At 66.7% G+C, this 21,839-nt stretch carries 20 protein-coding genes; 14 read left to right on the top strand and 6 right to left on the bottom strand.

The features are described from left to right. Complete coding sequence (locus FYJ28_RS12665) at window positions 1-969, bottom strand: aldo/keto reductase (protein WP_055240918.1); 969 nt, start codon at window positions 967-969, stop codon at window positions 1-3. 200 nt (window positions 970-1,169) lie between these two features. Here FYJ28_RS12665 and FYJ28_RS12660 point away from each other — a divergent pair, with 200 nt between their 5' ends. The 6 genes from FYJ28_RS12660 (at window position 1,170) to FYJ28_RS12635 (ending at window position 5,833) form a co-directional block, all read left to right on the top strand. Next, a complete protein-coding gene (locus tag FYJ28_RS12660) occupies window positions 1,170-1,955 on the top strand; it encodes a thioesterase family protein (protein WP_055240919.1) in 786 nt (261 codons plus the stop codon). 4 nt (window positions 1,956-1,959) lie between these two features. Beyond that, window positions 1,960-2,736, top strand: coding sequence for a lipoate--protein ligase family protein (locus tag FYJ28_RS12655; RefSeq protein WP_326831692.1), 777 nt, complete (start codon window positions 1,960-1,962; stop codon window positions 2,734-2,736). A gap of 63 nt (window positions 2,737-2,799) precedes the next feature. Next, a complete protein-coding gene (locus FYJ28_RS12650; RefSeq protein WP_055240921.1) occupies window positions 2,800-3,591 on the top strand; it encodes a pullulanase X25 domain-containing protein in 792 nt (263 codons plus the stop codon). A gap of 117 nt (window positions 3,592-3,708) precedes the next feature. Next, window positions 3,709-4,074, top strand: coding sequence for a VOC family protein (locus tag FYJ28_RS12645; RefSeq protein ID WP_055240922.1), 366 nt, complete (start codon window positions 3,709-3,711; stop codon window positions 4,072-4,074). A gap of 8 nt (window positions 4,075-4,082) precedes the next feature. Next, entirely contained in the window at window positions 4,083-4,730 is a 648-nt protein-coding gene (locus tag FYJ28_RS12640) for a hypothetical protein (protein WP_055240923.1), read from the top strand. 56 nt (window positions 4,731-4,786) lie between these two features. Further along, entirely contained in the window at window positions 4,787-5,833 is a 1,047-nt protein-coding gene (locus FYJ28_RS12635; protein WP_154579533.1) for a hypothetical protein, read from the top strand. 104 nt (window positions 5,834-5,937) lie between these two features. On the opposite strand, the gene FYJ28_RS12630 is transcribed toward FYJ28_RS12635, so the two are convergent. The 3 genes from FYJ28_RS12630 to FYJ28_RS12620 form a co-directional block, all read right to left on the bottom strand. Beyond that, complete coding sequence (locus FYJ28_RS12630; RefSeq protein WP_055240926.1) at window positions 5,938-6,567, bottom strand: MBL fold metallo-hydrolase; 630 nt, start codon at window positions 6,565-6,567, stop codon at window positions 5,938-5,940. Then, a complete protein-coding gene (locus tag FYJ28_RS12625) occupies window positions 6,567-7,652 on the bottom strand; it encodes an S-(hydroxymethyl)mycothiol dehydrogenase (protein ID WP_154579532.1) in 1,086 nt (361 codons plus the stop codon). The genes FYJ28_RS12630 and FYJ28_RS12625 overlap by 1 nt, the downstream gene beginning before the upstream one ends. A gap of 129 nt (window positions 7,653-7,781) precedes the next feature. Next, window positions 7,782-8,054 (bottom strand): mycoredoxin, encoded by a 273-nt coding sequence (locus FYJ28_RS12620; RefSeq protein ID WP_055240928.1) that lies wholly within the window; start codon window positions 8,052-8,054, stop codon window positions 7,782-7,784. Window positions 8,055-8,179: 125 nt separating this feature from the next. Between FYJ28_RS12620 and FYJ28_RS12615 the strand changes: the two genes are divergently transcribed. Beyond that, on the top strand, window positions 8,180-8,974 hold the full coding sequence (locus tag FYJ28_RS12615) for an SOS response-associated peptidase (protein ID WP_154579531.1): 795 nt from the start codon (window positions 8,180-8,182) through the stop codon (window positions 8,972-8,974). A 32-nt stretch (window positions 8,975-9,006) separates the two neighbouring features. Here FYJ28_RS12615 and FYJ28_RS12610 read toward each other — a convergent pair whose 3' ends face one another. Continuing rightward, entirely contained in the window at window positions 9,007-9,519 is a 513-nt protein-coding gene (locus FYJ28_RS12610) for a VOC family protein (protein WP_082413506.1), read from the bottom strand. Between the two features lie 203 nt (window positions 9,520-9,722). Between FYJ28_RS12610 and FYJ28_RS12605 the strand changes: the two genes are divergently transcribed. Together FYJ28_RS12605 and FYJ28_RS12600 are read left to right on the top strand one after the other, a co-directional pair. Beyond that, on the top strand, window positions 9,723-11,993 hold the full coding sequence (locus FYJ28_RS12605; RefSeq protein ID WP_154579530.1) for an MMPL family transporter: 2,271 nt from the start codon (window positions 9,723-9,725) through the stop codon (window positions 11,991-11,993). 10 nt (window positions 11,994-12,003) lie between these two features. Beyond that, window positions 12,004-12,345 (top strand): chorismate mutase, encoded by a 342-nt coding sequence (locus tag FYJ28_RS12600; protein ID WP_154579529.1) that lies wholly within the window; start codon window positions 12,004-12,006, stop codon window positions 12,343-12,345. A gap of 13 nt (window positions 12,346-12,358) precedes the next feature. On the opposite strand, the gene FYJ28_RS12595 is transcribed toward FYJ28_RS12600, so the two are convergent. Further along, complete coding sequence (locus tag FYJ28_RS12595) at window positions 12,359-13,660, bottom strand: CoA transferase (protein ID WP_154579528.1); 1,302 nt, start codon at window positions 13,658-13,660, stop codon at window positions 12,359-12,361. A gap of 109 nt (window positions 13,661-13,769) precedes the next feature. Here FYJ28_RS12595 and FYJ28_RS12590 point away from each other — a divergent pair, with 109 nt between their 5' ends. The 5 genes from FYJ28_RS12590 (at window position 13,770) to FYJ28_RS12570 (ending at window position 21,775) form a co-directional block, all read left to right on the top strand. Next, a complete protein-coding gene (locus FYJ28_RS12590) occupies window positions 13,770-14,363 on the top strand; it encodes a DUF2087 domain-containing protein (RefSeq protein WP_154579527.1) in 594 nt (197 codons plus the stop codon). Window positions 14,364-14,450: 87 nt separating this feature from the next. Next, window positions 14,451-16,226, top strand: a complete 1,776-nt coding sequence (locus FYJ28_RS12585) for an MDR family MFS transporter (protein ID WP_154579526.1) — start codon at window positions 14,451-14,453, stop codon at window positions 16,224-16,226. Then, the gene (locus tag FYJ28_RS12580; RefSeq protein WP_154579525.1) at window positions 16,226-17,806 is read left to right on the top strand and encodes an MDR family MFS transporter; all 1,581 of its coding nucleotides are present in this window, start codon (window positions 16,226-16,228) and stop codon (window positions 17,804-17,806) included. The genes FYJ28_RS12585 and FYJ28_RS12580 overlap by 1 nt, the downstream gene beginning before the upstream one ends. A 155-nt stretch (window positions 17,807-17,961) precedes the next feature. Next, window positions 17,962-18,273 (top strand): DUF6504 family protein, encoded by a 312-nt coding sequence (locus FYJ28_RS12575; RefSeq protein WP_154579524.1) that lies wholly within the window; start codon window positions 17,962-17,964, stop codon window positions 18,271-18,273. A gap of 10 nt (window positions 18,274-18,283) precedes the next feature. Then, a complete protein-coding gene (locus FYJ28_RS12570) occupies window positions 18,284-21,775 on the top strand; it encodes a DNA polymerase III subunit alpha (RefSeq protein WP_154579523.1) in 3,492 nt (1,163 codons plus the stop codon). Window positions 21,776-21,839 lie beyond the last annotated feature (64 nt).

Below are 21,839 nucleotides of genomic sequence, written 5' to 3'. Positions count from 1 at the left end.
TTACCAGGCGTAGTCTTCCGGCGCCGGGCGGTGGCCCGGGAATATGCCGTCCAGTTTCTCCAGCGTGGCTTTGTCGAGCTCAACCTCGAGCGCCGCGAGCGCGTCATCCAGCTGCCCCTGAACCCTCGGGCCAACTATCGGTGCGCTCACCGCTGGCTGGTGCAGCAGCCAGGCCAGCGCAAGGATTCCCGGTTCAACCTCGATTTCCGCCGCCAGGTCCTCATACGCCTGGATCTGGTCACGGTGCCTGGAGAGCAGATCCTGGACCCGTCCCTCCGCCCGGCGCCCGCCGTCGTCCTGTGCTTTCAGGATGCCGCCCAGCAGTCCGCCCTGGAGCGGGGACCACGGAATGAGTCCCAGCCCGTATTTTTGTGCAGCAGGGATTACTTCCAGTTCCACGGAGCGGTTGACCAGATTGTAAATGCTCTGTTCGGAGATGAGACCGGCGTACTGCCGCCTCCGCGCGCTCTCCTGGGCTTCAGCAATGTGCCAGCCGGCAAAGTTGCTGGACCCGTTATAGATAACTTTTCCCTGGGCTACGGCAGTTTCCATGGCCTGCCAGATCTCGTCCCACGGCGTGTTCCGGTCAATGTGGTGGAACTGGTAAAGGTCCACATAATCCGTCTGCAGCCGTTTGAGGCTGGCATCGAGTGCCTGGCGGATGTTGAGCGCCGAGAGATAGGTCTGGTTGGGTCCGGGCCCCATGGAACCGTAGAGCTTCGTGGCAATCACGGTGGATTCGCGCCGTCCGCCGCCCTGGGCGAACCACCGGCCAATGATCTCCTCGGTCAGGCCTTTGTTCTCCCACCCGTACACGTTTGCCGTGTCGAAGAAGTTGATGCCTGATTCCCGGGCAGAGTCCATGATCGCGTGGGCGTCGCCTTCAGGTGTCTTGGGGCCGAAATTCATGGTGCCCAGGCAAAGCCGGGAGACCTGCAGGCCGGCGCGGCCCAGATGGGTGTACTTCATGCTGTCCTCGGTTTCTTCTGTGAGAGTCCGCTGTGGGGCGGGTGAATCCAGGCGGCCGGTGCACGCAGCCGCTGCAGCCACACGGCTGCCCCGGCCATTCAACACCGCAGCAGCAGCCCGGGGAAGGGGAAACGGACCCCGCGGAGCCGGCAAAGCAGGATAGCCTGAGACCGCATTGTTGGGACGTGCCAGGAGGATAAGTGGCCGAGTCGTACTACCGCTCACTGGGTGAGGGGACTTTTGAATCAACCCGCCATACGCAGGGAGCCTGGAACGAGGACGAACAGCACATGGCGCCCGTCGCCGGCCTGCTGGTCCACTGCCTGGAAGAGGCAGAACCCCGTCCCGGAATGCGGCTGGCCCGGGTCAGCTATGAAATCCTGGGCGTCATCCCGCAGGGAGTCTTTGATGTCACCACGAAGGTCATCCGCGCCGGACGCACCATCGAACTCCTCGAAGCCGAGCTCACCGCAGCCGGCCGCACGGCGGTGCGTGCCACCGCCTGGCGGCTGGCCACCGGGGACACCAGTGAAGTCGCTGCAGTGGAGGACGAGCGCATGCCGGGCCCGGAGGACGCAGAGGGATTTGACGGTATGACTGCCTGGCCCGGTGACTTCATCAACACCCTGGAATTCCGGGCGGTTCCCGGCCTGCGTCCCGGCCGCGGCCAGGTGTGGGTGCGCTCGCCGTTTGAAATGCTCGACGGCGCCGCGACGTCCCCGACAGTGGGCCTGCTGGGCCTGGTCGACGCCGCCAACGGAATTGCCGCCCGGGTACCCCCGGGCGGGGACAGCTGGATGTTCCCCAACGTGGACCTGCAGATCCATCTCCACCGCCGCCCCGAGGGACGCTGGCTGGGCCTGGACACACGGGTGAGCTTTGGCACGGACGGAATCGGGCTCACCTCTTCTGTGCTCCACGACGAGTCCGGTCCGTTTGGCCGCAGCGAGCAGATTCTCACCGTCCGCCCGCTGGGCAGGAACTGATCCAGTGGATGCTGCACGTGCCCTTCAGGTCTACCGCCAGCAGGAGTCCTTCGGCGCCGCCGAGGACCTGCAGCATGCCCTGGATCTGCTGGACGCTGCGCGCCGCGGAACGCTGGGTCCCAGCCTGCGGGTTTACCGCCCGCAGCCCACGGTTGCCTTCGGACAGCGCGACGCGCGCCTTCCCGGTTTCCCGGACGCGGCAGCCGCCTGCCGTGATTTAGGGTTCGAACCCCTGGTCCGCAAAGCCGGAGGGCGGGCAGCTGCCTATCACGGGGGCTGTTTGATCCTGGACCATATTGAACCCGAGCCCAACGCCGTCGCCCATTCCCTGGCACGCTTTGCCGGCTTCGCGGAGCTGCTGGCCGGCGCACTGCAGGACGCCGGAGTTCCGGCAGGCGTCGGGGAGATCCCGGGGGAGTACTGCCCGGGTGAATACAGCGTGCACGGCGGCACCGGTGCCCGGATCAAGCTCGTGGGAACAGCGCAGCGGGTAGTCTCCGGCGCCTGGCTCTTCTCGTCAGTTGTGGTCATCGAGGATTCCGCACCGCTGCGGGAAGTGCTCTCCGCGGTCTACAAGGCGCTGTGGCTGGACTGGGACCCTTCCACGGCCGGAGCGGCAGAGGACCTGCGCCCCGGGCTTCGGGTGTCTGAGGCGGAAGATGCCCTGCTTGCGGCCTACGGCAGGTATGCGCCCCTGGAGCACGGCGATCCCTCCCGGCTGCTGCAGATAGTTGCCGACGGTCCGGGCACGGTCCTTCCAACCACAGCCCAATCCCGTTAGGCTCGGGCAGCGGAAGCAGGCGTTTGGCTTCGCCTTGGAACCCTCAAGCAAAGGATCCGCACATTGCCCAGGAAGACCCTCGAAAACACTGCCCTCCGGCTCAAAGCCATCCTTGAAGTCCTGGCAGCCCAGGACCCCTCAGCCGGTGCAGGGACCGGCAGGGCCGAGGTGCTGCGGCAGGCACTGGAACAGGTGCCGCTGGAAGGCACCGAGGCCGAACTGCTGGCCAGCGGCGTCGCCCGCGGAGAGCGGGCACTGATCACTGCCAGCACCAAGCTTGTCAAGGCCGGCTGGATCCTGAAGGAAGGGCGGGCAGGCTGGAGCATCACCCCCGAGGGGCGCTCGGCACTGACCGAGTTCCCTGACGTGCATCACCTGAATGAAGCGCTGAGCGGGAGCAAGCACTCGGTCACCGCGCTGACCAGTGCGGAAACACAGAGTGAAGCCGTGCTCGAAGCAGCGCTGGTGGAATCCGGTGCCGCGGCCGAACCGGAAGCCCAGGTCCACGGCTCCCACGCGGAGGAGCGCTACGCCGGGCCGTCCTTCCCCCAGCCCGACGCCGTCGCGGTTGCCGGTACATTTGCCGCAGCGCTTGGCGGTGCGGACTGGGATCCTGCAGCGGACACCGTTCAGCTGGGATTCGACCGCAGCGACGAACTTTGGAAACTCACCGTCGACCTGCCGGCGGGGAACTACGAGTACAAGGCGGCGCTGAACCGCACCTGGGCTGAGAACTACGGACAGAACGCCCACTTTGACGGCGCGAACTACCGGCTGGAGCACTCCGGCGGGTCCGTGACTTTCCTCTACGACCATGCAACGCACACAGTGATTACCAAGCCCGACGGTTTCTGAGGCCACGGCACCGGAACCGCCAGGCTCGGTTTCCGGGCCCTCCGGCACCCCGCTACCGGTGCCGCAGGCCCTTCCCTGGGACTATTATCGAGGGCACGGCAACGCGAAGGAGTGCCCATGTTTGAGTACGGCAATGCGTTCAGCGGATTTGCGGTGGATGACGTGGCTTCCGCCCGCCGGTTCTACGGCACCACCCTCCAGCTTCCCTGCACACAGGCCCCGGGACAGCTGCGGCTCGAACTCGCGCCGCACACCCATGTGCTGGTCTATGAGAAGGCAGACCACGCGCCCGCTGCGTACACCGTGCTGAATTTCCCGGTCCGGGACGTCCAGGCAGCAGTACACGAACTCAGCGGCAGGGGAGTGGTCTTCGAGCCCCTGGATGACGCCGGCGGTGACGGGATCTTCCGGCGCGGGGATACGGCCATGGCCTGGTTCCGGGACCCGTCCGGGAACATTCTCTCGATCCTGGAACAGGACTAGCGCGTTTCGTGGCAGGACGGCGCGGTTCCTTTGGTCCGGCGGGCAGGCCCTATCTCCGTGCGCTTGCCGCTGCTGCCGCTGCCGGGTCGGCAGCCGGTGTATATCTCCGGCTTGTGCGCCTGCTCCGCCAGCTTGATAACGGACCGGTGCACCGGCTCCCCGGTGACGCCGTCCTTACCGGACCGGCGCTGCAGGTCACACGCAGCGTCCTCATCCCTGCGCCGGCCGCAGATGTGTGGTCCTTCCTGAACCGGATCGGGCACGGACGCGCCGGCTGGTACGTCTTTGACCGGGTTGGCCTGCCGGACCAGCAACAGGCCGACCGGGCAGCGCCGCAGCTGCGCGAACTGGACATCGGCGACCTGCTGACCACCGCGACCGGACACCGGCTGCGGATCAAGGAGGTCCAGCCCAGTGAGTGGATGCTCTGGGCCGGCGGCGACGGACGCTCCACGTGGCTGTGGCTGCTGCAGCCGGTGCGCCACAACCAGACCCGTCTGGTGGTACGGGCACGGTTTCAGTACGGGCTGCGCCATCCCGGCGCCCTCGCTGCCGTGCCGCTCGACGCCGTTGACCTGGCATCGGTGCGGCGGGCCATGGTGGCCGTCCGTGACCGGGCAGTCATCCGCTCAGCCACCCGTCTGGGGAAGCGCTAGGGCTATCTCTGCAGGACCCGGGCCCTGGGCAGCGGGTCCGCTGGTACGTTGGATGGATGGAAGATCTTCCGGCCGCCCAGCAGCTGCTGGCCGGGCCCCGTGGACGGGAACTCTGCCTTGACCTTGCCCGGTCCCTGGTTGCCGAAGGACAGGTGTTCTCCTGTGGGAGCAGCGCAATGCTGCCCCCGGGGATGTCGCAGGAATCCAGCAGGGTCCTGCAGCTGCTTGAAGCCCTGCCGCACCGGCCCGAGGTAACGGTGGCCCAGGTGCTCCAAAGCCTGGACCGCGTCGTGAAAGGTGCCGCCTACTGGCAGCCGCCGTCGGACACCGCCCGCCTGCTGGCTGAGCCCGTGCCCCGGGACCTGCTCCTGCCGGTGGCCGTCGCCGTTGTACGTTCCGGCCCGGGATGGTGGCGGGACCCCGGTGCAGTTACCCAGTACTACGTCCAGTGGATTGCCAGTACCACTGTTCCCGGCACCGGGCCTCCCATCCTGACCGGCAGCGCTGCCGGACTGCGGCGCTGGCGTGAATCGATTGCTGCCGAGGAGGGCCATACACCCCTGGTCGCCAACTGGACCGGCCGGTGGTGGTCCATCCCGGCGCTCTCGGATGTGCCGGCGACTACGCCGGCGATCCCCGGCAACGGACCGGCCGGACTGGTCATGGTAGAGAACCCGCTGGAATGGACCACGGCCCGGACCTACCCGCTGCAGGCGGCCAAAGGCGCCCGGATCTATGAGATTCGGGATCCGCGCAGCTGGCAGGACCTGGTCACGGCCTATCCGCTGGAAGTCACGCGCTCACGCGGACGCAGCTGGGCGGTTAGCTCCGGGGATCCGCAGGCCGACACCTGGCTCTGGGCAATCCCGGACTGGCAGGCGGTGGCAAGGGATTATGACGGCGTGCACCTCAGTGTGGCCGGGTACCTGCTGACAGCCGGCAGCGTGCTGGACGCTGCCGGGATGAAAACGATGCTTGCCGGCTGGGCTCCGGCCGAGACCTGGTGGCTGAATGATGTCCTGGCACCGGCAGGTGAACCCGCCACGTGGACAGCCGTTCCCGGCCGCCACGGCTGGCAGGTCCAGGCAACGGCTGTTCCGTAGCTCATCGAGATAGCAGAAACTGCCCGAATCAGGCGTGAAACGGGCAGTTTCTGTTGTCTCGATGAGGTGGGTGGTGAAGGAGGGTGGTGCAGCGGGGGCCGGGTTTAGTGGCCCCGGTCGATCCACTCCTGGAGGTGCGGAGCTTCAGCGCCGATCGACGTCGAATCCCCGTGGCCGGTGTTCACCACCGTCTCCGCCGGCAGCGTGAGCAGCCGTTCGCGGATGGAGTCGATGATGGTGCCGAAGTCGCTGTAGGAACGTCCCGTGGCGCCGGGGCCGCCGCTGAAGAGGGTGTCCCCGGAGAAGAGCGTTCCCAGCTCAGGAGCGTAGAAGCACACCGATCCGGGGGAGTGGCCCGGGGTGTGCAGGGTTTCCAGCGTCACGCCTGCGATTTCGAAGGTATCCCCGTCCTCGATGACGTCATCCGGTTCCTCATCGGGGAAGACGGCGTCCCAGAGCATCCGGTCCGCAGCGTGCAGGAATACCGGTGCACTGAAACGGTCCTGTGCAGCGGTTACGGCCCGGATATGGTCGTCGTGGCCGTGCGTCAGAAGGATGCCCATGACCTCGCGGTCGCCTACGGCTTCCTCAATGGCATCCACGTCGTGGGCAGGGTCAATGATGATGACCTGCGCGTCGTCGCCGACGATCCACACGTTGTTGTCCACGTCCCAGGTGCCGCCGTCCAGGCTGAACGTTCCCGAGGTGACTACCTTGTCGATGCGTGCTGCCATCAGAGTTCCACCACCGAGCGCAGGACCTTGCCGTCATGCATCTTGGTGAAGGCTTCCTCTATGTCGCCCAGGCCGATCCGCTCGGAGACGAAGGCATCCAGGTCCAGCCGGCCGAGCTTGTACTGCTCCACCAGCATCGGGAAGTCGCGGGAGGGCAGGCAGTCGCCGTACCAGGAGGACTTCAGCGACCCGCCGCGGCCAAAGACATCAGCCAGCGGCAGCTCAATCTGCATCTCCGGCGTCGGAACGCCCACCAGCACCACACGGCCGGCGAGGTCGCGGGCGTAGAAGGCCTGCTTGTAGGTTTCCGGGCGTCCCACGGCTTCAATGACGACGTCGGCGCCATTGCCCCCGGTGAGCGCGCGGATGGCTTCCACCGGATCCTCTTCGCGGGAGTTGATGCCGTGCGTAGCGCCGTTGGCCAGGGCCAGGTCAACCTTCGCCTGGTCGATGTCCACCGCGATGATCGTGGTGGCACCGGCCAGCTTGGCACCGGCGATGGCAGCGATGCCCACGCCGCCGCAGCCGATCACGGCCACGGATTCCCCGCGCTTGACTTCGCCGGTGTTGATTGCGGCGCCGATGCCGGCCATTACGCCGCAGCCGAGCAGGCCCACCGCGGCGGGATCGACGTCGTCGTCTACCTTGGTGCACTGCCCGGCGGCAACGAGCGTCTTCTCGGCGAACGCGCCGATGCCCAGTGCGGGGGAGAGCTCCGTGCCGTCTTCCAGCGTCATCTTCTGGGTGGCGTTGTGGGTGTTGAAGCAGTACTGCGGCTGGCCCTTGCGGCAGGCACGGCACTCGCCGCACACGGCACGCCAGTTCAGGATCACGCGGTCTCCGGGCGCTACTTCAGTGACGTCCGGTCCGACGGAGGAAACCACGCCGGTTGCTTCGTGGCCGAGCAGGAACGGGTAGTCGTCGCTGATCCCGCCCTGCTTGTAGTGCAGGTCGGTGTGGCAGACGCCGCAGGTGAGGATGTCTACCAGGGCTTCGCCCGGCCCGGGATCCGGAACCAGGATCGTTTCCAGGGACACCGGTGCATTCTTTTCCTTGACTACTACAGCTTGGACCTTGTGAACCATGGGGGAGGGCTGCCTCTCGGGAGATTTCTCAGGGGCACCTCCGCAAACCGGAGGCACCCCTCCATCCTATGAAGCAGCAGGCCGGGAGTCACTTTTGCGCTGCCGGCCGCTGCCCCGCAGGACTCCCGGTCAGAGGCCCAGACGGGCCTTCACCTCGGCTGCCGAGGGATTGGTGGCGGTGGAACCGTCCGGGAAGATCACGGTGGGCACGGTCTGGTTGCCGCCGTTGAGGGACTCCACCAGCTCGGCGGTGCCCTCAGTGTTCTCTATGTTCACCTCGGTGTAGCCGATTCCGGCAGAATCCAGCTGGGACTTCAGCCGGCGGCAGTAGCCGCACCAGCTTGTGGAGAACATGGTGATGGTCCCGGCATCGGGAGTAAACGATTCGGCAGTGGCGGTCATGGGAGTTCCTTCACATGGGTTGCTTGGGCTTCTGCTGTCAGGAGAACACCGTCCCGGGCCGGTTTCATTCCCCGGGCCCGTCCGGAGATTCACCGCTCCGGCAACTGGTCAGGCAGACTGATGGCATGTGCGGCAGATACGTTATGGCGCGGGCAGTAGGAGACCTGGTGGCCGAAGCGGAGGCGGAGGCGGACGCGAACCTGGATCTCAGGCAGTCCTGGAACATAGCTCCCGCCGCGGATGTACCGGTGGCCCTGGAACGGCTGATTGACGGCAAACCGGTCCGGCAGGTGCATGTGGCCAGGTGGGGACTGGTCCCTTCCTGGGCCAGGGACATTGCGTCCGGCGTGCGTGCCTTTAATGCCCGCAGCGAGACACTCCTGGAGAAGCCCACGTTCCGTGAGGCCGTCCTGGCCCGTCGCTGCGCCGTTCCCATGGACGGGTACTACGAATGGAAAACCGGTCCCGGAAATACCCGCGAACCGTACTTCGTGAGTCGCTCAGATAAAAAGCTCAGCTGGTTTGCCGGACTTTACGAGTGGTGGGCGGACCCGGCTGTGCAGGCGGGTGAGCCGGGCCGCTGGCTGCTCTCCGCCTCCGTCATTACGCTTGCCGCCCCGGATCCGGAGACCAGTGAGCCGGCACTGCGCCCGCTGGCGGAGCTGCACCACCGGATGCCGCTTCCCCTGGCGGGACCGGATCTGGAGCAGTGGCTAGCACCGGGGAACCTGGGGGCCACAGAGGCACTGGCGCTTTTGGGCAGGGTGCTCGGGAATGCCTGGAAAACCGCTGAAGGACTCAGGGTTGAACCGGCGAATCCAGCCGTCGGCAATGTCCGCTGCGACGGTCCCTGGCTGCTGGACCCGGAAACCGGGCCGGGCGGCACAGCCGCGCCGGGGGTAGTGCCGGCGCTGTTCTGACCCGTGCGGTTTCGCCTAAAGGGAATATTTGCCTAGGAACCTGCAGGCTGCTGCTCAAGCGGAGCCGGGGATTCTTCTGCGGCGGGGGCCGGTGCAGCGCCGCCGGGGTTTCCCGGATCCAGCACCTCCAGGGTCACGGTCCCGTCTTCCGCCACGTGCAGGCCCGGATTATGGCAGACCTCCCAGCGGAACCCGTCGGGATCGGTGAAGTAGCCGGAGTATCCGCCCCAGCTCATCTGCATCCCCGGCGCGGCGATGGAACCGCCGGCGGCAGCTGCGTCGTGGAGGATCGCATCGACCTCCGGCGGGGTGGCGACGTTGTGGGCGAGGGTAAACGGGGCCAGACTGGCTGCACCGGTGGCGCCGGACTCGGCAGCGAGGTGGTCATTGCGGAAGAACGAGAGCAGCAGGCCGTGGCCTACCTGGAAAAACACGACTTCGCCGGGCACATACTGCAGCGGCTCCCAGCCCAGCCGGCGGTAGAAGGCATGGGACACTTCGACATCGCGCACGCCTAGGGTGACGACGCTCAACTGGGGCTGCATAAATGAATCTTGCCACCGAACACCCCGGCAAACCCAGAACGTGAACCTACAGGATTTCGCGCCGTGCCGGACCGGTCTTTCCCGGACGCCGTTGACGCGGCCTGCCGCGGAGGGCTCTCATGGAAGGCGGCAGTGCACGTCCACGGGCGGGGTGAAGGCCGGTCAGGGTCAGCCCGCGCTCTCGCGAGAATGCGACGAGGCCCATGAGCACAGCAATCCCCCCGGACTCCGGTCCTTCGAGGCCCTCCGCGGCCAGCGCAACCCCTGCTCCTCCGGACGGAAGCGGACCGCCGCGGGAAACCGGGCGCAATGCAGGGCCGCCGGCCTGGCTGCGGATCGTGATCCCGGTGCTGCTGATCGTCGTTTGGTTCGGCCTGGGCGGGGTCGGCGGACCGTACTTCGGCAAGATCAGCGAAGTCCAGCAGAATGACCAGGCCTCCTACCTCCCGGCCAGCTCCGCGTCCACGAAGGTCAGTGAACTCCAGTCCGAGTTCACGGACAGCGAGTCGATTCCCGCGGTCGTGCTTTACGTCAACGATGCCGGGCTGACGGACGCGGACCGCACCTTCATCCAGGACCGGGAGAAGGCCTTCGCGGACGCCCCGGGGGTCAGCGGCGGCGTGTCCCCGGCCCAGTTCTCAGAAGACGGAAAGGCTGCGGAGATCTTTGTGCCGGTGACGGATGACGACGCCGCTGCCGACAACGTGGAGAACCTCAGCACCGTGGCGAAGGACGGACTGCCGGACGGGCTCAGCGCGTATGTAACCGGACCGGCCGGACAGCTGGCAGATATCTCCCAGGCGTTCGGCGGCATTGACGGGGCCCTGCTGATCGTTGCCGTGATCGCCGTGCTGGTGATCCTGGTGATTGTCTACCGTTCTCCGCTGCTGCCCATCCTGGTGCTGCTGACTTCCATACTGGCTCTCTCCGCCGCGATCCTGGCCGTGTACTGGCTGGCCAAAGCCGGTGCAGTAACGCTGAACGGGCAGGTGCAGGGGATCCTGTTCATCCTCGGCATCGGCGCAGCCACGGACTACTCCCTGCTCTATGTCTCCCGTTACCGCGAAGCGCTGCGGGACCATGCGGACCGCTGGGGGGCAACGCGGGCTGCGCTGAGGGGGACGCTGGAACCCGTGACGGCCTCCGCCGGCACCGTGGTGGCGGGGCTGCTGTGCCTGCTGCTCAGTGACCTGAACTCAAACAAGGCCCTCGCACCGGTGGCCTCCCTGGGGATTGTCTGTTCCTACCTGGCCGCCATGACGCTGCTGCCGTCGCTGCTCTTCGTCTTTGGCCGTTCCGCGTTCTGGCCCCGCCGCCCGGCGTTCGGCTCCCCGCACCCGGACCGCGACCACCAGGCGCGGGGTTTTTGGCCCGCGGTGGCCCGCACCGTGCGGAACCACTCCCGGCGCACCTGGCTGATCTGCGCCGTCGTGCTGGCCGCCGCCGCGGTGGCCGTGGTGGACTTCCGTGCTTCCGGCGTGCCGCAGAGTGATTTTGTGCTGGGCCAGACCGAAGCCAAGGAAGGCCAGGCGGCCCTGGGCGAGCATTTCCCCTCCGGGTCCGGCAGCCCGGTGCTGATCGTGGCCCCTGAAGCGGAGCTGCAGTCCGTCGCGGACACGGTGCTGGGTACCAGCGGGTTCTCCGACGTCACCGTGGTGGCGCAGGGCACCCCGGCAGGTTCCCTGCCCGTCACCGACGCCGGAGTGCAGGTTCCCCCGATCCCCGGTTCGGAGAACGCTTCCCCCAAGACCGTGGACGCTCAGGTGCTGCTGCAGGCCACCCTGACGGAGAACGCAGACTCGTCGGCAGCGGAGGACACGGTCCGCGAACTGCGGGAGAAACTGGCGGATAAGCCGGAGGTCCTGGTGGGCGGCACAACGGCCACGACGGTAGACACCAACGACGCCGCGGAGCACGACCGCAACCTGATCATCCCGGTGGTGCTGGTGGTGATCTTCATCCTGCTGATGCTCCTGCAGCGGGCGGTGCTGGCGCCGTTCCTGCTGATCCTGACCGTCATGCTGTCCTTCGGTGCGACGCTGGGCATCTCCGCGCTGCTGTTCAACTACGTGCTGGACTTCCCGGGGGCGGATCCGGCGGTGCCGCTGTACGGGTTCATCTTCCTGGTGGCGCTGGGCGTGGACTACAACATCTTCCTGATGACCCGTGTGCGGGAGGAGAGCCTTGTCCTGGGCACACGGGACGGGATCGTCCGGGGACTGATGATCACCGGCGGCGTGATCACCTCCGCCGGAATCGTGCTCGCTGCGACCTTCGCGGCGCTGGGGGTAATCCCCGTGCTGTTCCTGGCCCAGCTGGCGTTCATCGTGGCTTTTGGCGTGCTGCTGGACACCCTGGTGGTGCGCTCGCTGCTGGTTCCGGCGCTGTCCTATGACATTGGCCCGCGGATCTGGTGGCCCTCGAAACTGGGCCGGGCGGCCCAGCCGGAAAAGTCCGAAGCACGGTCCCGGTAAACTGGAACCCATGGGAGAAACAGTGGAAACAGACCCGACCACCGAACAGCTTGGGGCCGTACGCACGGCCATTGACGAGATAGACGAAGAAATAGTTGCGCTGATCTGGCGCCGCGAACGCCTGGTCCGGCTGGCGGGTGGACTGAAGGACGACGACGCCCAGGTCCGCGCCCGGGACCGGGTTGAGGAAGTCATCAACCACGTGCGGGAAGCCGCCAAGGCTCAGGAGCAGGACTCCACAGTGGTGGAAAAAACCTACCGGGCCATGATCGACGCGTTCATCGACTATGAACTGCGCACCCGGCACGAGGACGAAGTGCAGGCACGGCTGGACGCTTTCAGCCGCAGTTAGCCCGGCTCACCAGCTACCAGGCTGCGGGAGCTGATCCCAGCGGTGCCGCGGGCCGGTCCCACACCATCGAAGGAACCGGTCCTTCAGAGCGAAAGTCCAGCGGAGGCACCAGCCGCTCGCCCGGCCCCCACCAGGTCTGTTCCGCAGTCCGGGGCAGGGCGCGTTCTGACCGCTCGTTCGGCAATTCCCAGGGCGGTGGAACAGGCCGGCGGGCGTCCGCGGCCCGCTGCAGTTCCACCGCGGTCCGGGCCAGGGAAAGCCGCGCGGCATTGACCTCACCGTCCAGCCGGCGGGTCCAGGCCCGGACGGCGGCCGCAGCGGCCAGGTATGCGGTGGCGTGGTCCAGCGCCTGGACAGGCAGCGGCAGCGGTGCATCCGCTGCAGCCCACGCCATACCGGCGTCGGCAATTCCCGACGCTGTCTGTACCAGCGAATCAAACCCGCGGCGGCCGCGCCAAGGCCCGGTCCATCCCCAGGCATTGAGCGCCACAGTCACGACGCCGGGGCGCAGCTGCTGGAGACGGTGTTCGTCCAGTCCCAGTCCGGCAAGGGCGCCGGGACGGTAGCCGTGTACCACCAGGTCTGCCGTGGAGACCAGTTCGCGTACCTTCGCCGTGCCGTCGGGCGTGCGCAGGTCCAGACGGGTGCAGCTCTTGCCCACCGTCATTTCAGCTTCCAGCGCCGGTTCCTGCCAGCCCGGCGGATCAATGCGGAGGACCCTTGCTCCAAACCCGGCAAGGAAACGGGTAGCCACCGGGCCGGCGATGACGCGGGTGAGGTCCAGTACCCGGACGCCGTCCAGCGGCCGTTCAGGGGTCCCGGAGGTTTCCGCGGGGAGCCGGGCCGCGCGCCGGGACCAGCCAATCAGGGGTTCGGCCCGGACGGCCTGTCCCTGCGGGTGCAGCTGCCATTGTTCCGCTGTCCGCAGCTGCGCCGCACAGCCGCCGGCGTCCACCACAGCTTCTTCCAGCTCGCCGCCTTTCCACGCCCTGACTGCCACGGCCGCTGTCTCAGGGCCGGTATCTGCGGGCAGGCCCAGAACGGCGAGCGCAGCCCGGCGGTGGTGCGGGGCGTTGGTATGCAGGCGTATCCAGCCGTCAGTACACGGGTAGTCCCGGGAAAGCGGGTCCCAGGGCGGCGGAATCTCCCAGCCGGCAGGCCGGAAGGAGCCGCCAAACCAGGCACGGGCAAGATCCGGATCGGCTTCAGCCTGCACCGGGGCTCCGGAGAGCCGGGACGCAAGTTCCGCAACCGCGCTGCCCGCAGCAGCAATGGAAGCGGCCGCGAAGGAGCGCACGGGGTAGCACGACTCCATGCGGCAGCTCCCCTCGGGTCCGGATTCCTGTTGCAGTAGGCTACGTCACGGAACGGAGCCCGGACAGATCCGGCCCACACCCAAATACACCAGGTGAAAGGCACGGCAGTTGAAGGACCAGGACACGCCCGGCAGCTCCAGTTGGAAAGCGGTGGCCGCTGCGCTCGCAGATTCCCGCAGGCTGGAGGTGTACGCCCGGATTATTACCGCTGCGGCGCAGGGCGAACCGCTCTCCGGAAAGGACCTGGACCGCGCCGGGAACAAGTCGCTGGCCGCGCTCCTCAAAGCCGGGCTGCTCCGGGAAGGGGAGGACGGGCTGCATCCTGTTCCGGAGATCTTCTCCCGCCTGCTCGCCGCAGACCGGCAGCCCCGGGATGAGTCCCCGCTGCGGCACCTGGGTCCGGGAAGCTCCGGCAGCCTGCCTTCCAAACGGGCCGACCGACTTGAAGTCCTGCACTATCTGGCCGGTGAGGTCTTTTCCCGGCACGGGTTACTGGGTGCCGGTGCCGGGGATCCGGCCGCCAGTCCTGCCCGGCTGACGGAAGCCGAGGTCACCGGCCGGCTGGCCGCCTTTACTGAGGATCCGGCGATGTTCCGGCGTGCCATGGTCGACGAAGGAATCGTCCGGCGCAGCCCGGACGGTTCCAGCTACTGGCTCAGCAACCCGCGCCCCGGTCCGGGAATGGAGTTCGCCCGGCGTTGACTCCCGGCCTCTGCGGGCTTCTGATGGAAGGTGGCTCTTAACCCGGACCCTGCCGCGGCAGCGCCCACGCCCGTTCCAGGAGGCGTCATGGCTCATTTCTTTGCCCGCAACACACGGCCTGCCCACACGGCGACGAAGACAGCCACAGATCTCGGTTCGCCTGCGCCGTGTGACCGGCATTCCGACGCCGGTTCTCCGGGCACCGGGCATGGTGCCGTCCCATACGGCACCACCGCGGCTGCCACCCGTACCCGGGCGGATGCGGCTCCGGATACGGAAGGGACTGCTCCGGGAAAGGTTCCCCCGTCAGGACCTCCGCCAGCGGGTGCAGAACAGGCCCAGGCGCCGCACACCCGCCGCGAGCTGGCCCTGGTCTTCAGCGGCCTGATCATGGCGGTGCTCATCTCTGCCCTGGACCAGACAATCGTCTCCACCGCCCTTCCCACGATTGTGGGCGACCTGCGGGGACTGGACCATCTGTCCTGGGTCATCACCGCCTACCTGCTGACTTCCACGATCGGGCTGCCTATCTACGGCAAGCTCGGTGACCTGCTCGGACGCAAGAACATCTTCATCTTTGCGATCATCGTCTTCCTCCTCGGATCGGCGCTCTCCGGGCAGGCACACAGCATGGCAGAGCTGATTTCATACCGGGCACTGCAGGGTGTGGGAGGCGGCGGACTGATAATCGGTGCGCAGGCCATCATCGGGGACATCGTCTCTGCCCGGGACCGCGGGAAGTACATGGGGCTGATCGGCGCTGCCTTTGGGGTCGCATCCGTCAGCGGACCCCTGCTGGGCGGCTACCTGACTGAATACTGGTCCTGGCGATGGGTGTTCTACATCAACCTCCCGCTCGGAGCCATTGCCCTGGCACTGATCATCACCTCCCTGCACCTGCCCAGGCGCAGCGCTGCCGGGATCAAGCTGGACTATCCCGGTGCCATCCTGCTCGCCATCGCGAGCGCCGCCCTGGTGGGCATTACCAGCTGGGGCGGAACAACGTACGCCTGGACCTCCCCGACCATCCTTGGCCTCGGAGCAGCAGCCCTGGTTGCCATTGCGGTGTTCATTCCCGTGGAGCTACGGGCCCCGGAACCGATCCTTCCGCTGCGGCTTTTCAAGATCCGCAACTTTGTGGTGTGCACCCTGGTGGGGCTCGCCGTCGGACTGGCGATGTTCGGCAGCATTTCCTACCTGCCGACCTTCCTCCAGATGGTCAACGGTGCCAGCGCCACCGACTCGGGGCTGATGATGCTGCCCATGACTGCGGGCCTGCTGCTCAGCTCCATCGGGACCGGGCAGCTCATCTCCCGCACCGGCAGGTACAAGATCTATCCGATCCTGGGGTCGCTGGTGATGATCCTGGGGCTGCTGCTGCTCTCGCGCATCTCCGCGGAAAGGCCGTACTTGTTCACCGCACTGGGCATGTTCGTACTCGGTCTGGGAATTGGGGCGCTGATGCAGAACGTCGTGCTGATCGTGCAGAACAGTGTTCCGCCCCAAAACATGGGCACAGGGGTCTCCTCAGCGAACTACTTCCGGCAAATAGGCGGAACGCTTGGAATCGCCGTCTACGGCTCGGTGTTTATCTCCCGGCTCAACGACCAGGTGGCCAACGCCCCTGAAGCCGTACGCGGGGTGACCAGCCAGGGGGTGAACTCCATTAGCCCGTCCCAGCTCAAAGCGCTGCCGGCCCCGGCGCGCGACTTCATTGCCGACGCGTTCGGCACCGCACTTCCCCCGATCTTCCTGCTCGGAATCCCAGCGCTGGGCGCCGCCTTCGTGCTGACGCTCTTTATCCGGGAGGTTCCGCTGGCCACTACAGCGAATGTGCAGCTGGAGGGGGAGGCGAAGCGCTGATGACCTCAGGAGCACATGCGGCAGTCCCGGCGGTCCCGGTCCGGAAGGCTGCAGCGGGCGCGCAGGACGACGGCGCGCGGCGCGGACGGGTGCTGGTATTCACCGGGCTGGTCCTCTCCGTCCTGCTGGCGGCGCTGGACCAGACCATCGTCGCCACGGCCCTGCCCACCATCGTGGGAGACCTGAACGGGCTGGAACACCTGTCCTGGGTAGTGACCGCCTACATCCTGGCCGCGACCATCGGCCTGCCCATCTACGGCAAGCTCGGAGACCTCTTTGGCCGCAAGAACATCTTCATCTTCGCCATTGCAGTCTTCCTCCTCGGATCCGTCCTCTCCGGCCTGTCGCAGAGCATGGGCCAGCTGATTGCCTTCCGGGCGATCCAGGGCATCGGCGGCGGCGGCCTGATGATCGGTGCCCAGGCGATCATCGGAGATTTGGTCTCACCGCGCGAACGCGGGCGCTATATGGGACTGATCGGAGCTTCCTTCGGCCTGGCCTCCGTCGGCGGACCGCTGCTGGGCGGATGGATCACTGACTCATGGTCCTGGCGCTGGGTGTTCTACATCAACGTGCCCATCGGAGCTGCCGCGCTCGCCGTCGTCATTACCTCCCTGCACCTTCCCAAAGCGGCCGCGTCCCGGCCGAGGCTGGACTATGCCGGCGCCGGGCTGCTCGCCGTGGCCTCCACCGCCCTGATCCTGGTGACCAGCTGGGGAGGAAACACCTATGACTGGGGGAGCCCGCAGATCCTCGGCCTGTCTGCAGCCGCCGTCGTTGCCGGTGCTGCGTTTGTCTGGGCAGAGCGCAGGGCCAGTGAGCCCATCCTGCCGCTGGGCCTGTTTCGGCTGCGGAACTTCCTGATCCCGGTGCTGGCGGGCATCGCCGTCGGCATAGCGATGTTTTCCACCATCTCCTACCTGCCCACCTTCCTGCAGATGGTCAACGGTGCCAGCGCCACCGAATCCGGGCTGATGATGCTGCCGATGATGGCCGGGCTGCTGCTCACCTCCATTGGCACCGGCCAGCTGATTGCGCGCACGGGCAGGTACAAGGTCTATCCCGTTGCCGGCTGTGCAGCGGTTATTGCGGGGCTGGTGCTGCTGTCCCGGATCTCCCAGGACACCCCGTACTGGTTCACGGCAATCGGGATGGCGGTGCTGGGCCTGGGCATCGGGGCGCTGCTGCAGAACCTGGTGCTGATCGTGCAGAACAGTGTGCCGCCCAAGAACATGGGAACCGCCATCTCCGCAGCGAATTACTTCCGCCAGATTGGTGCTTCCTTCGGAATTGCTGCTTTCGGGTCGATCTTCATCCAGCGGCTGACCGACCGGCTTGCCGATGCCCCCGCCGGGACCGCGGGGATGCTTCCGGCGGAGGGCATCAATTCGCTCACGCCGGCGGTGCTGCAGGCCCTGCCCGGCCCGGTGCAGCAGGAAATTGGTGCGGCTTTCGGCACGGCGCTGCCGCCGATCTTCCTGCTCAGCATTCCGCTGGTGGCAGCAGGCGGTGTGCTGTGCCTGTTTATCCGCGAGATTCCGCTCTCGACGCAGTCCCGGGTGGAGGCGGCGGCTGAGTAAATCAGAACTCCCACCGGGTTCCTAGGGGGCACCGTGCGGATTGTCAGAGAGCAGTCGTACACTGGAGATTCGAATATATGTTCGAATCAGGTTTTGTCCTGAATGCTGGTTCCGGCGACCGCCCGGCCCCGATTCAGGCACAGCGAGGGGCAGCCATGGGACTTTTCAGTGAAGCAGTTGAGGTGGTGTGCTCACCCGCGGGCATACCGCTGCGTCTTATCTGGCAGGGCAGGACCTACAAGGTCGCCGCCAATCCCGTTCGCTGGTATGAGCGCCGCCGCTGGTGGGAAGAAGAGCCCCGGGCAGAACGCGGACACGGCCCCGGACTGGTGGACTCGGAGATCTGGCGGGTACAGGCCCGCCTGAGCCCGCGCTCGCCGCTGCGCACGCTGGACATCTCCCGGCAGGCTGCCTCAAACACCTGGCGGCTGATCCGGATTCATGACGCCCTGCGGGAAAGCGCCTAGCACCCGTGCCATGAGCTTTACCCACCTCCATGCCGCCACGGCCTTCTCCGCCCACTACGGCACCTCCTGGCCGGAAGAACTGGCCCAGGCCGCCGCAGCGGACGGCGCTGACGCGCTGGCCTGCACCGACCGCGACGGTCTTTACGGCACGGTCAAGCATCTGCGTGCCTGCATGGACGCAGGGATAGATCCGATCATCGGCGTGGACCTGGCCATCCTGGACGGGGAAGGCAAAGAAGCAGAAGTAACCGGACGCGCGGTCATCCTGGCCCATGGGCACAACGGGGGAGCGGGCTACCACGCGCTCTGCCGGCTCATCTCCGACGCCCATGCCGGAACCTCCCCGTCCAGGGGCCGCGCAGGCCGGCCGCCCGGCGTCACCCTGGAGCAGCTTGCCTCCCGGGTATTGGGCAGGGACGGGGAACCGGTACTGAGCGTGCTGGTAGGGCCGTACACCGACGTCGGGCGTGCCATGCGCAGCCGAAGCTACGCCGTTGCCCGCACACTGTTCCGGCGCTGGCTGGCAGTTATGCCCCGCGCCGCGCTCGCCGTGGAAGTAGTCACCCACCTCAGTTCCCCGGGCACCAACCTGAGCCTGGCCCATGCTGTGCGGATGCTTCGGCTCTCGGATGAGATGAACATCCCCGCTGTACTGACCAACGCTGTGCGCTACGTGGATGAAGACGGCGCAGCAACCGCGGATGTGCTCGACGCCGCCAGGGCACTGACGTCCATGGGGCAGCTGGCAGACCTGCAGCCCAACGGCCAGGGCTGGCTGAAGTCAGGGCAGCAGATGGCGGCGCTCGCAGCGGAAATCAGCCACGAAGCCGGTTACGGGCGAACGGGCGCCGCAAAACTGCTGGCCGCCACGGAGGCGCTCGCCGATGCCTGCCGGATCGACCCGGCTGCGGATATGGGCTGGAAGCAGCCGGTGGTTCCAGAAGCGGGAGTCATCGGGATCGACGCCGAACCCGTCCTTGAACTGCGCGGCCGCTGCGAAGCAGGGATCGGACGGCGCTTTGGCCACCTGGCCGGTTCAGCCGAAGCAGCCATGCGCAACCGGCTGGAACACGAACTGGGCATCATCGAACGGCTGGGCTTTGCGTCCTACTTCCTGACGGTCGCCGAAGTTTCCACGATGATCCGCCAGATGGGGGTACGTGCTGCGGCCCGCGGGTCGGGCGCATCCTCGCTGGTGAACTACCTCTTGGGCATCAGCCACGTGAACCCGCTGGCACACGACCTGATCTTTGAACGCTTCCTCTCCCGGGACCGCTCCACGCTCCCGGATATCGACATTGATGTCGAAAGCGCCGAGCGGCACAACGTCTACCACCGCATTTTTGAACGTTTCGGCTCGCAGCGGGTCACCCTGATGAGCATGCAGAACGGCTACCGGGCCCGCGGAGCGGTGCGCGACGCCGGACTGGCGCTGGGCCTGCCGGATGAGGAGGTCGGCGCCGTGGCCAAGGCGCTGTGGCGCTTCTCGGCGAGCCACTTCCGTGAAGCGCTCGCAGAGAAACCCGAGCTGCGGGATGTTGCCGAGGCAGTGCAGCAGAACCGGCAGCTGGACCTGCTGGTGGATCTGACCGAACGGCTGGACCGGCTGCCCCGGCACATCTCCATGCACCCGTGCGGGGTAATCCTGGGTGACACCTCCCTGCTGGACCGCACCCCGGTACAGCCCAGCGGCCTGGGGCTGCCAATGTCCCAGTTCGACAAGCACGACATGGATCCCATGGGCATGCTGAAACTCGACGTGCTGGGCGTGCGGATGCAGTCGGCCATGGCCTTTGCGCTGAAGGAAGTGGTCCGCGTCCATTCCGGCGGCGATGAAGTGGCCCGGTCCGGCGGGCACGTCCGGGAAACCGAACCCCGCCCGGAGTGGATAGCTGAGGACGGCCGGATCGAGCTGGACGCTGTGCCGCTCGATGATGAGCCCACCTTTGAGCTGATCCGCAGCACCCACACGCTGGGCTGCTTCCAGATTGAGTCTCCCGGGCAGCGTGAGCTTGTTGGGAAGATGGCACCGCGCGATTTCAACGACCTGATCATCGACATTTCCCTGTTCCGGCCCGGACCCATGAAATCCGACATGGTGCGCCCGTTCCTGGAACACCGCCACGGCTGGGCTCCGGCGGTGTACCCGCACGAATCGCTGCGCCCGGTGCTGGCGGAAACCCACGGGGTAACGGTCTTCCATGAACAGGTGCTGCGGACCTTTGACGTGTTCACCGGCTGCGGGCTTGCCAAGGCCGATGAGCTGCGCCGGCTGCTGGGCAACCCGGCGGCCGAGCAGGGGGTGGAGGACTTCTTCCGGCAGGCGGCAGGGAAGCGCGGCTACGACGCGCAGACCATCGAGAACGTCTGGGGAACATTGAAGGCCTTCGGCAGCTTCGGTTTCTGCAAGGCCCACGGTGCTGCCTTCGCCGTACCCACCTACCAGTCGGCCTGGCTGAAGGCACACCATCCCGAAGCGTTCCTCGCCGGGATTTTCGAACATGATCCCGGCATGTACCCGCGCCGTCTGCTGGTGGCCGAAGCCCGCAGGATGGGCATTCCCATCCTGCCGCTGGACATCAACCGCAGCGGTGAGCAATACCGGGTGGAGCGGATCCCTGCTGTTCCGGCAGGTCCGGGCCAAGAGGCGCGACCGCCGCGGCTGGGCATCCGGCTCAGCTTTGCCGGCATTTACGGGCTCTCAGCGGCTGAAGTCCGCCGCATCGCCGCCGGACAGCCTTTTGACTCCCTGGCTGACCTGCGCGCCAGGGCCAGGCTCTCCAAGCCCTCGCTCCAGCGGCTGGCCCAGCTGGGTGCCTTCGATTCACTGTCCAGGGAGACCGGCTCCCGCGGCAGCCGTGCCGATCTGCTGCAGCACCTGGCTGAGGCCGCGGGCAAAACCGGGACCCGGAAATACGATCCGATCCCGGGCCAGCTGGCACTTCCGCTCGGAGACACGGAACTGGCCAACCTTGTGCCCCAGCTGCCTGAACCCACGCTGCCCGAACGGGTCCGCACCGAACTGGACCTGCTCGCCGTCGACGTCAGTGCACACCTGGTGGACAGCTATGAACCGCTGCTCGCCACCCTGGGCGTCACCAAAGCAGAATCACTGCTGCAGCTACGCAACGGATCAGAAGTGCTGGTAGCCGGCATTCGGGTAGCAACACAGACTCCGCCAATGCGGGGCGGCCGCCGGGTTGTGTTTATCAGCCTCGACGACGGAACCGGCTGCGTGGACTGCACCTTCTTCACCGAAGCCCAGGAAAAAACCGGCCCGCTGCTCTTCGGCACCGAACTGATGCTGATCCGCGGACTCACCCGGCGTACCGGCCCGCGGGGCATGAGCCTGCAGGCCCTCCAGGCCTGGGACCTCACGGACACTGCGTCCCTGCCGCTGCCCCGACCCCTGCCGCGGAGTGCAGGACAAGGTTCACAGAAGCAGCACCCGCGGGCTGCGCGGCCGGTTGGTCGGGCTGAAGAACAGCGGATAACATCGTAAGGGCGCGCACCATAGCTGCATGGGCAAACCCGTGCTCAAGCGCCAGTACAAACGAATCAAGGAG

It is taken from the genome of Arthrobacter sp. BL-252-APC-1A (genome assembly GCF_009696625.1).
In the GTDB taxonomy this organism is placed as follows: domain Bacteria; phylum Actinomycetota; class Actinomycetes; order Actinomycetales; family Micrococcaceae; genus Arthrobacter_B.
Note: the sequence above shows the minus strand (reverse complement) of the source record. Positions and strands in the feature narration are given on the sequence as shown.

Coding starts and splice junctions, on each gene's coding strand:
- FYJ28_RS12620 (WP_055240928.1), bottom strand. CDS start 8,054: ATGACCGCCACTGCCGAATCGTTTACTCCCGATGCCGGGACCATCACC.
- FYJ28_RS12645 (WP_055240922.1), top strand. CDS start 3,709: ATGTTTGAGTACGGCAATGCGTTCAGCGGATTTGCGGTGGATGACGTG.
- FYJ28_RS12585 (WP_154579526.1), top strand. CDS start 14,451: ATGGCTCATTTCTTTGCCCGCAACACACGGCCTGCCCACACGGCGACG.
- FYJ28_RS12600 (WP_154579529.1), top strand. CDS start 12,004: ATGGGAGAAACAGTGGAAACAGACCCGACCACCGAACAGCTTGGGGCC.
- FYJ28_RS12630 (WP_055240926.1), bottom strand. CDS start 6,567: ATGGCAGCACGCATCGACAAGGTAGTCACCTCGGGAACGTTCAGCCTG.
- FYJ28_RS12615 (WP_154579531.1), top strand. CDS start 8,180: ATGTGCGGCAGATACGTTATGGCGCGGGCAGTAGGAGACCTGGTGGCC.
- FYJ28_RS12625 (WP_154579532.1), bottom strand. CDS start 7,652: ATGGTTCACAAGGTCCAAGCTGTAGTAGTCAAGGAAAAGAATGCACCG.
- FYJ28_RS12580 (WP_154579525.1), top strand. CDS start 16,226: ATGACCTCAGGAGCACATGCGGCAGTCCCGGCGGTCCCGGTCCGGAAG.
- FYJ28_RS12570 (WP_154579523.1), top strand. CDS start 18,284: ATGAGCTTTACCCACCTCCATGCCGCCACGGCCTTCTCCGCCCACTAC.
- FYJ28_RS12610 (WP_082413506.1), bottom strand. CDS start 9,519: ATGCAGCCCCAGTTGAGCGTCGTCACCCTAGGCGTGCGCGATGTCGAA.
- FYJ28_RS12665 (WP_055240918.1), bottom strand. CDS start 969: ATGAAGTACACCCATCTGGGCCGCGCCGGCCTGCAGGTCTCCCGGCTT.
- FYJ28_RS12605 (WP_154579530.1), top strand. CDS start 9,723: ATGAGCACAGCAATCCCCCCGGACTCCGGTCCTTCGAGGCCCTCCGCG.
- FYJ28_RS12635 (WP_154579533.1), top strand. CDS start 4,787: ATGGAAGATCTTCCGGCCGCCCAGCAGCTGCTGGCCGGGCCCCGTGGA.
- FYJ28_RS12595 (WP_154579528.1), bottom strand. CDS start 13,660: ATGGAGTCGTGCTACCCCGTGCGCTCCTTCGCGGCCGCTTCCATTGCT.
- FYJ28_RS12575 (WP_154579524.1), top strand. CDS start 17,962: ATGGGACTTTTCAGTGAAGCAGTTGAGGTGGTGTGCTCACCCGCGGGC.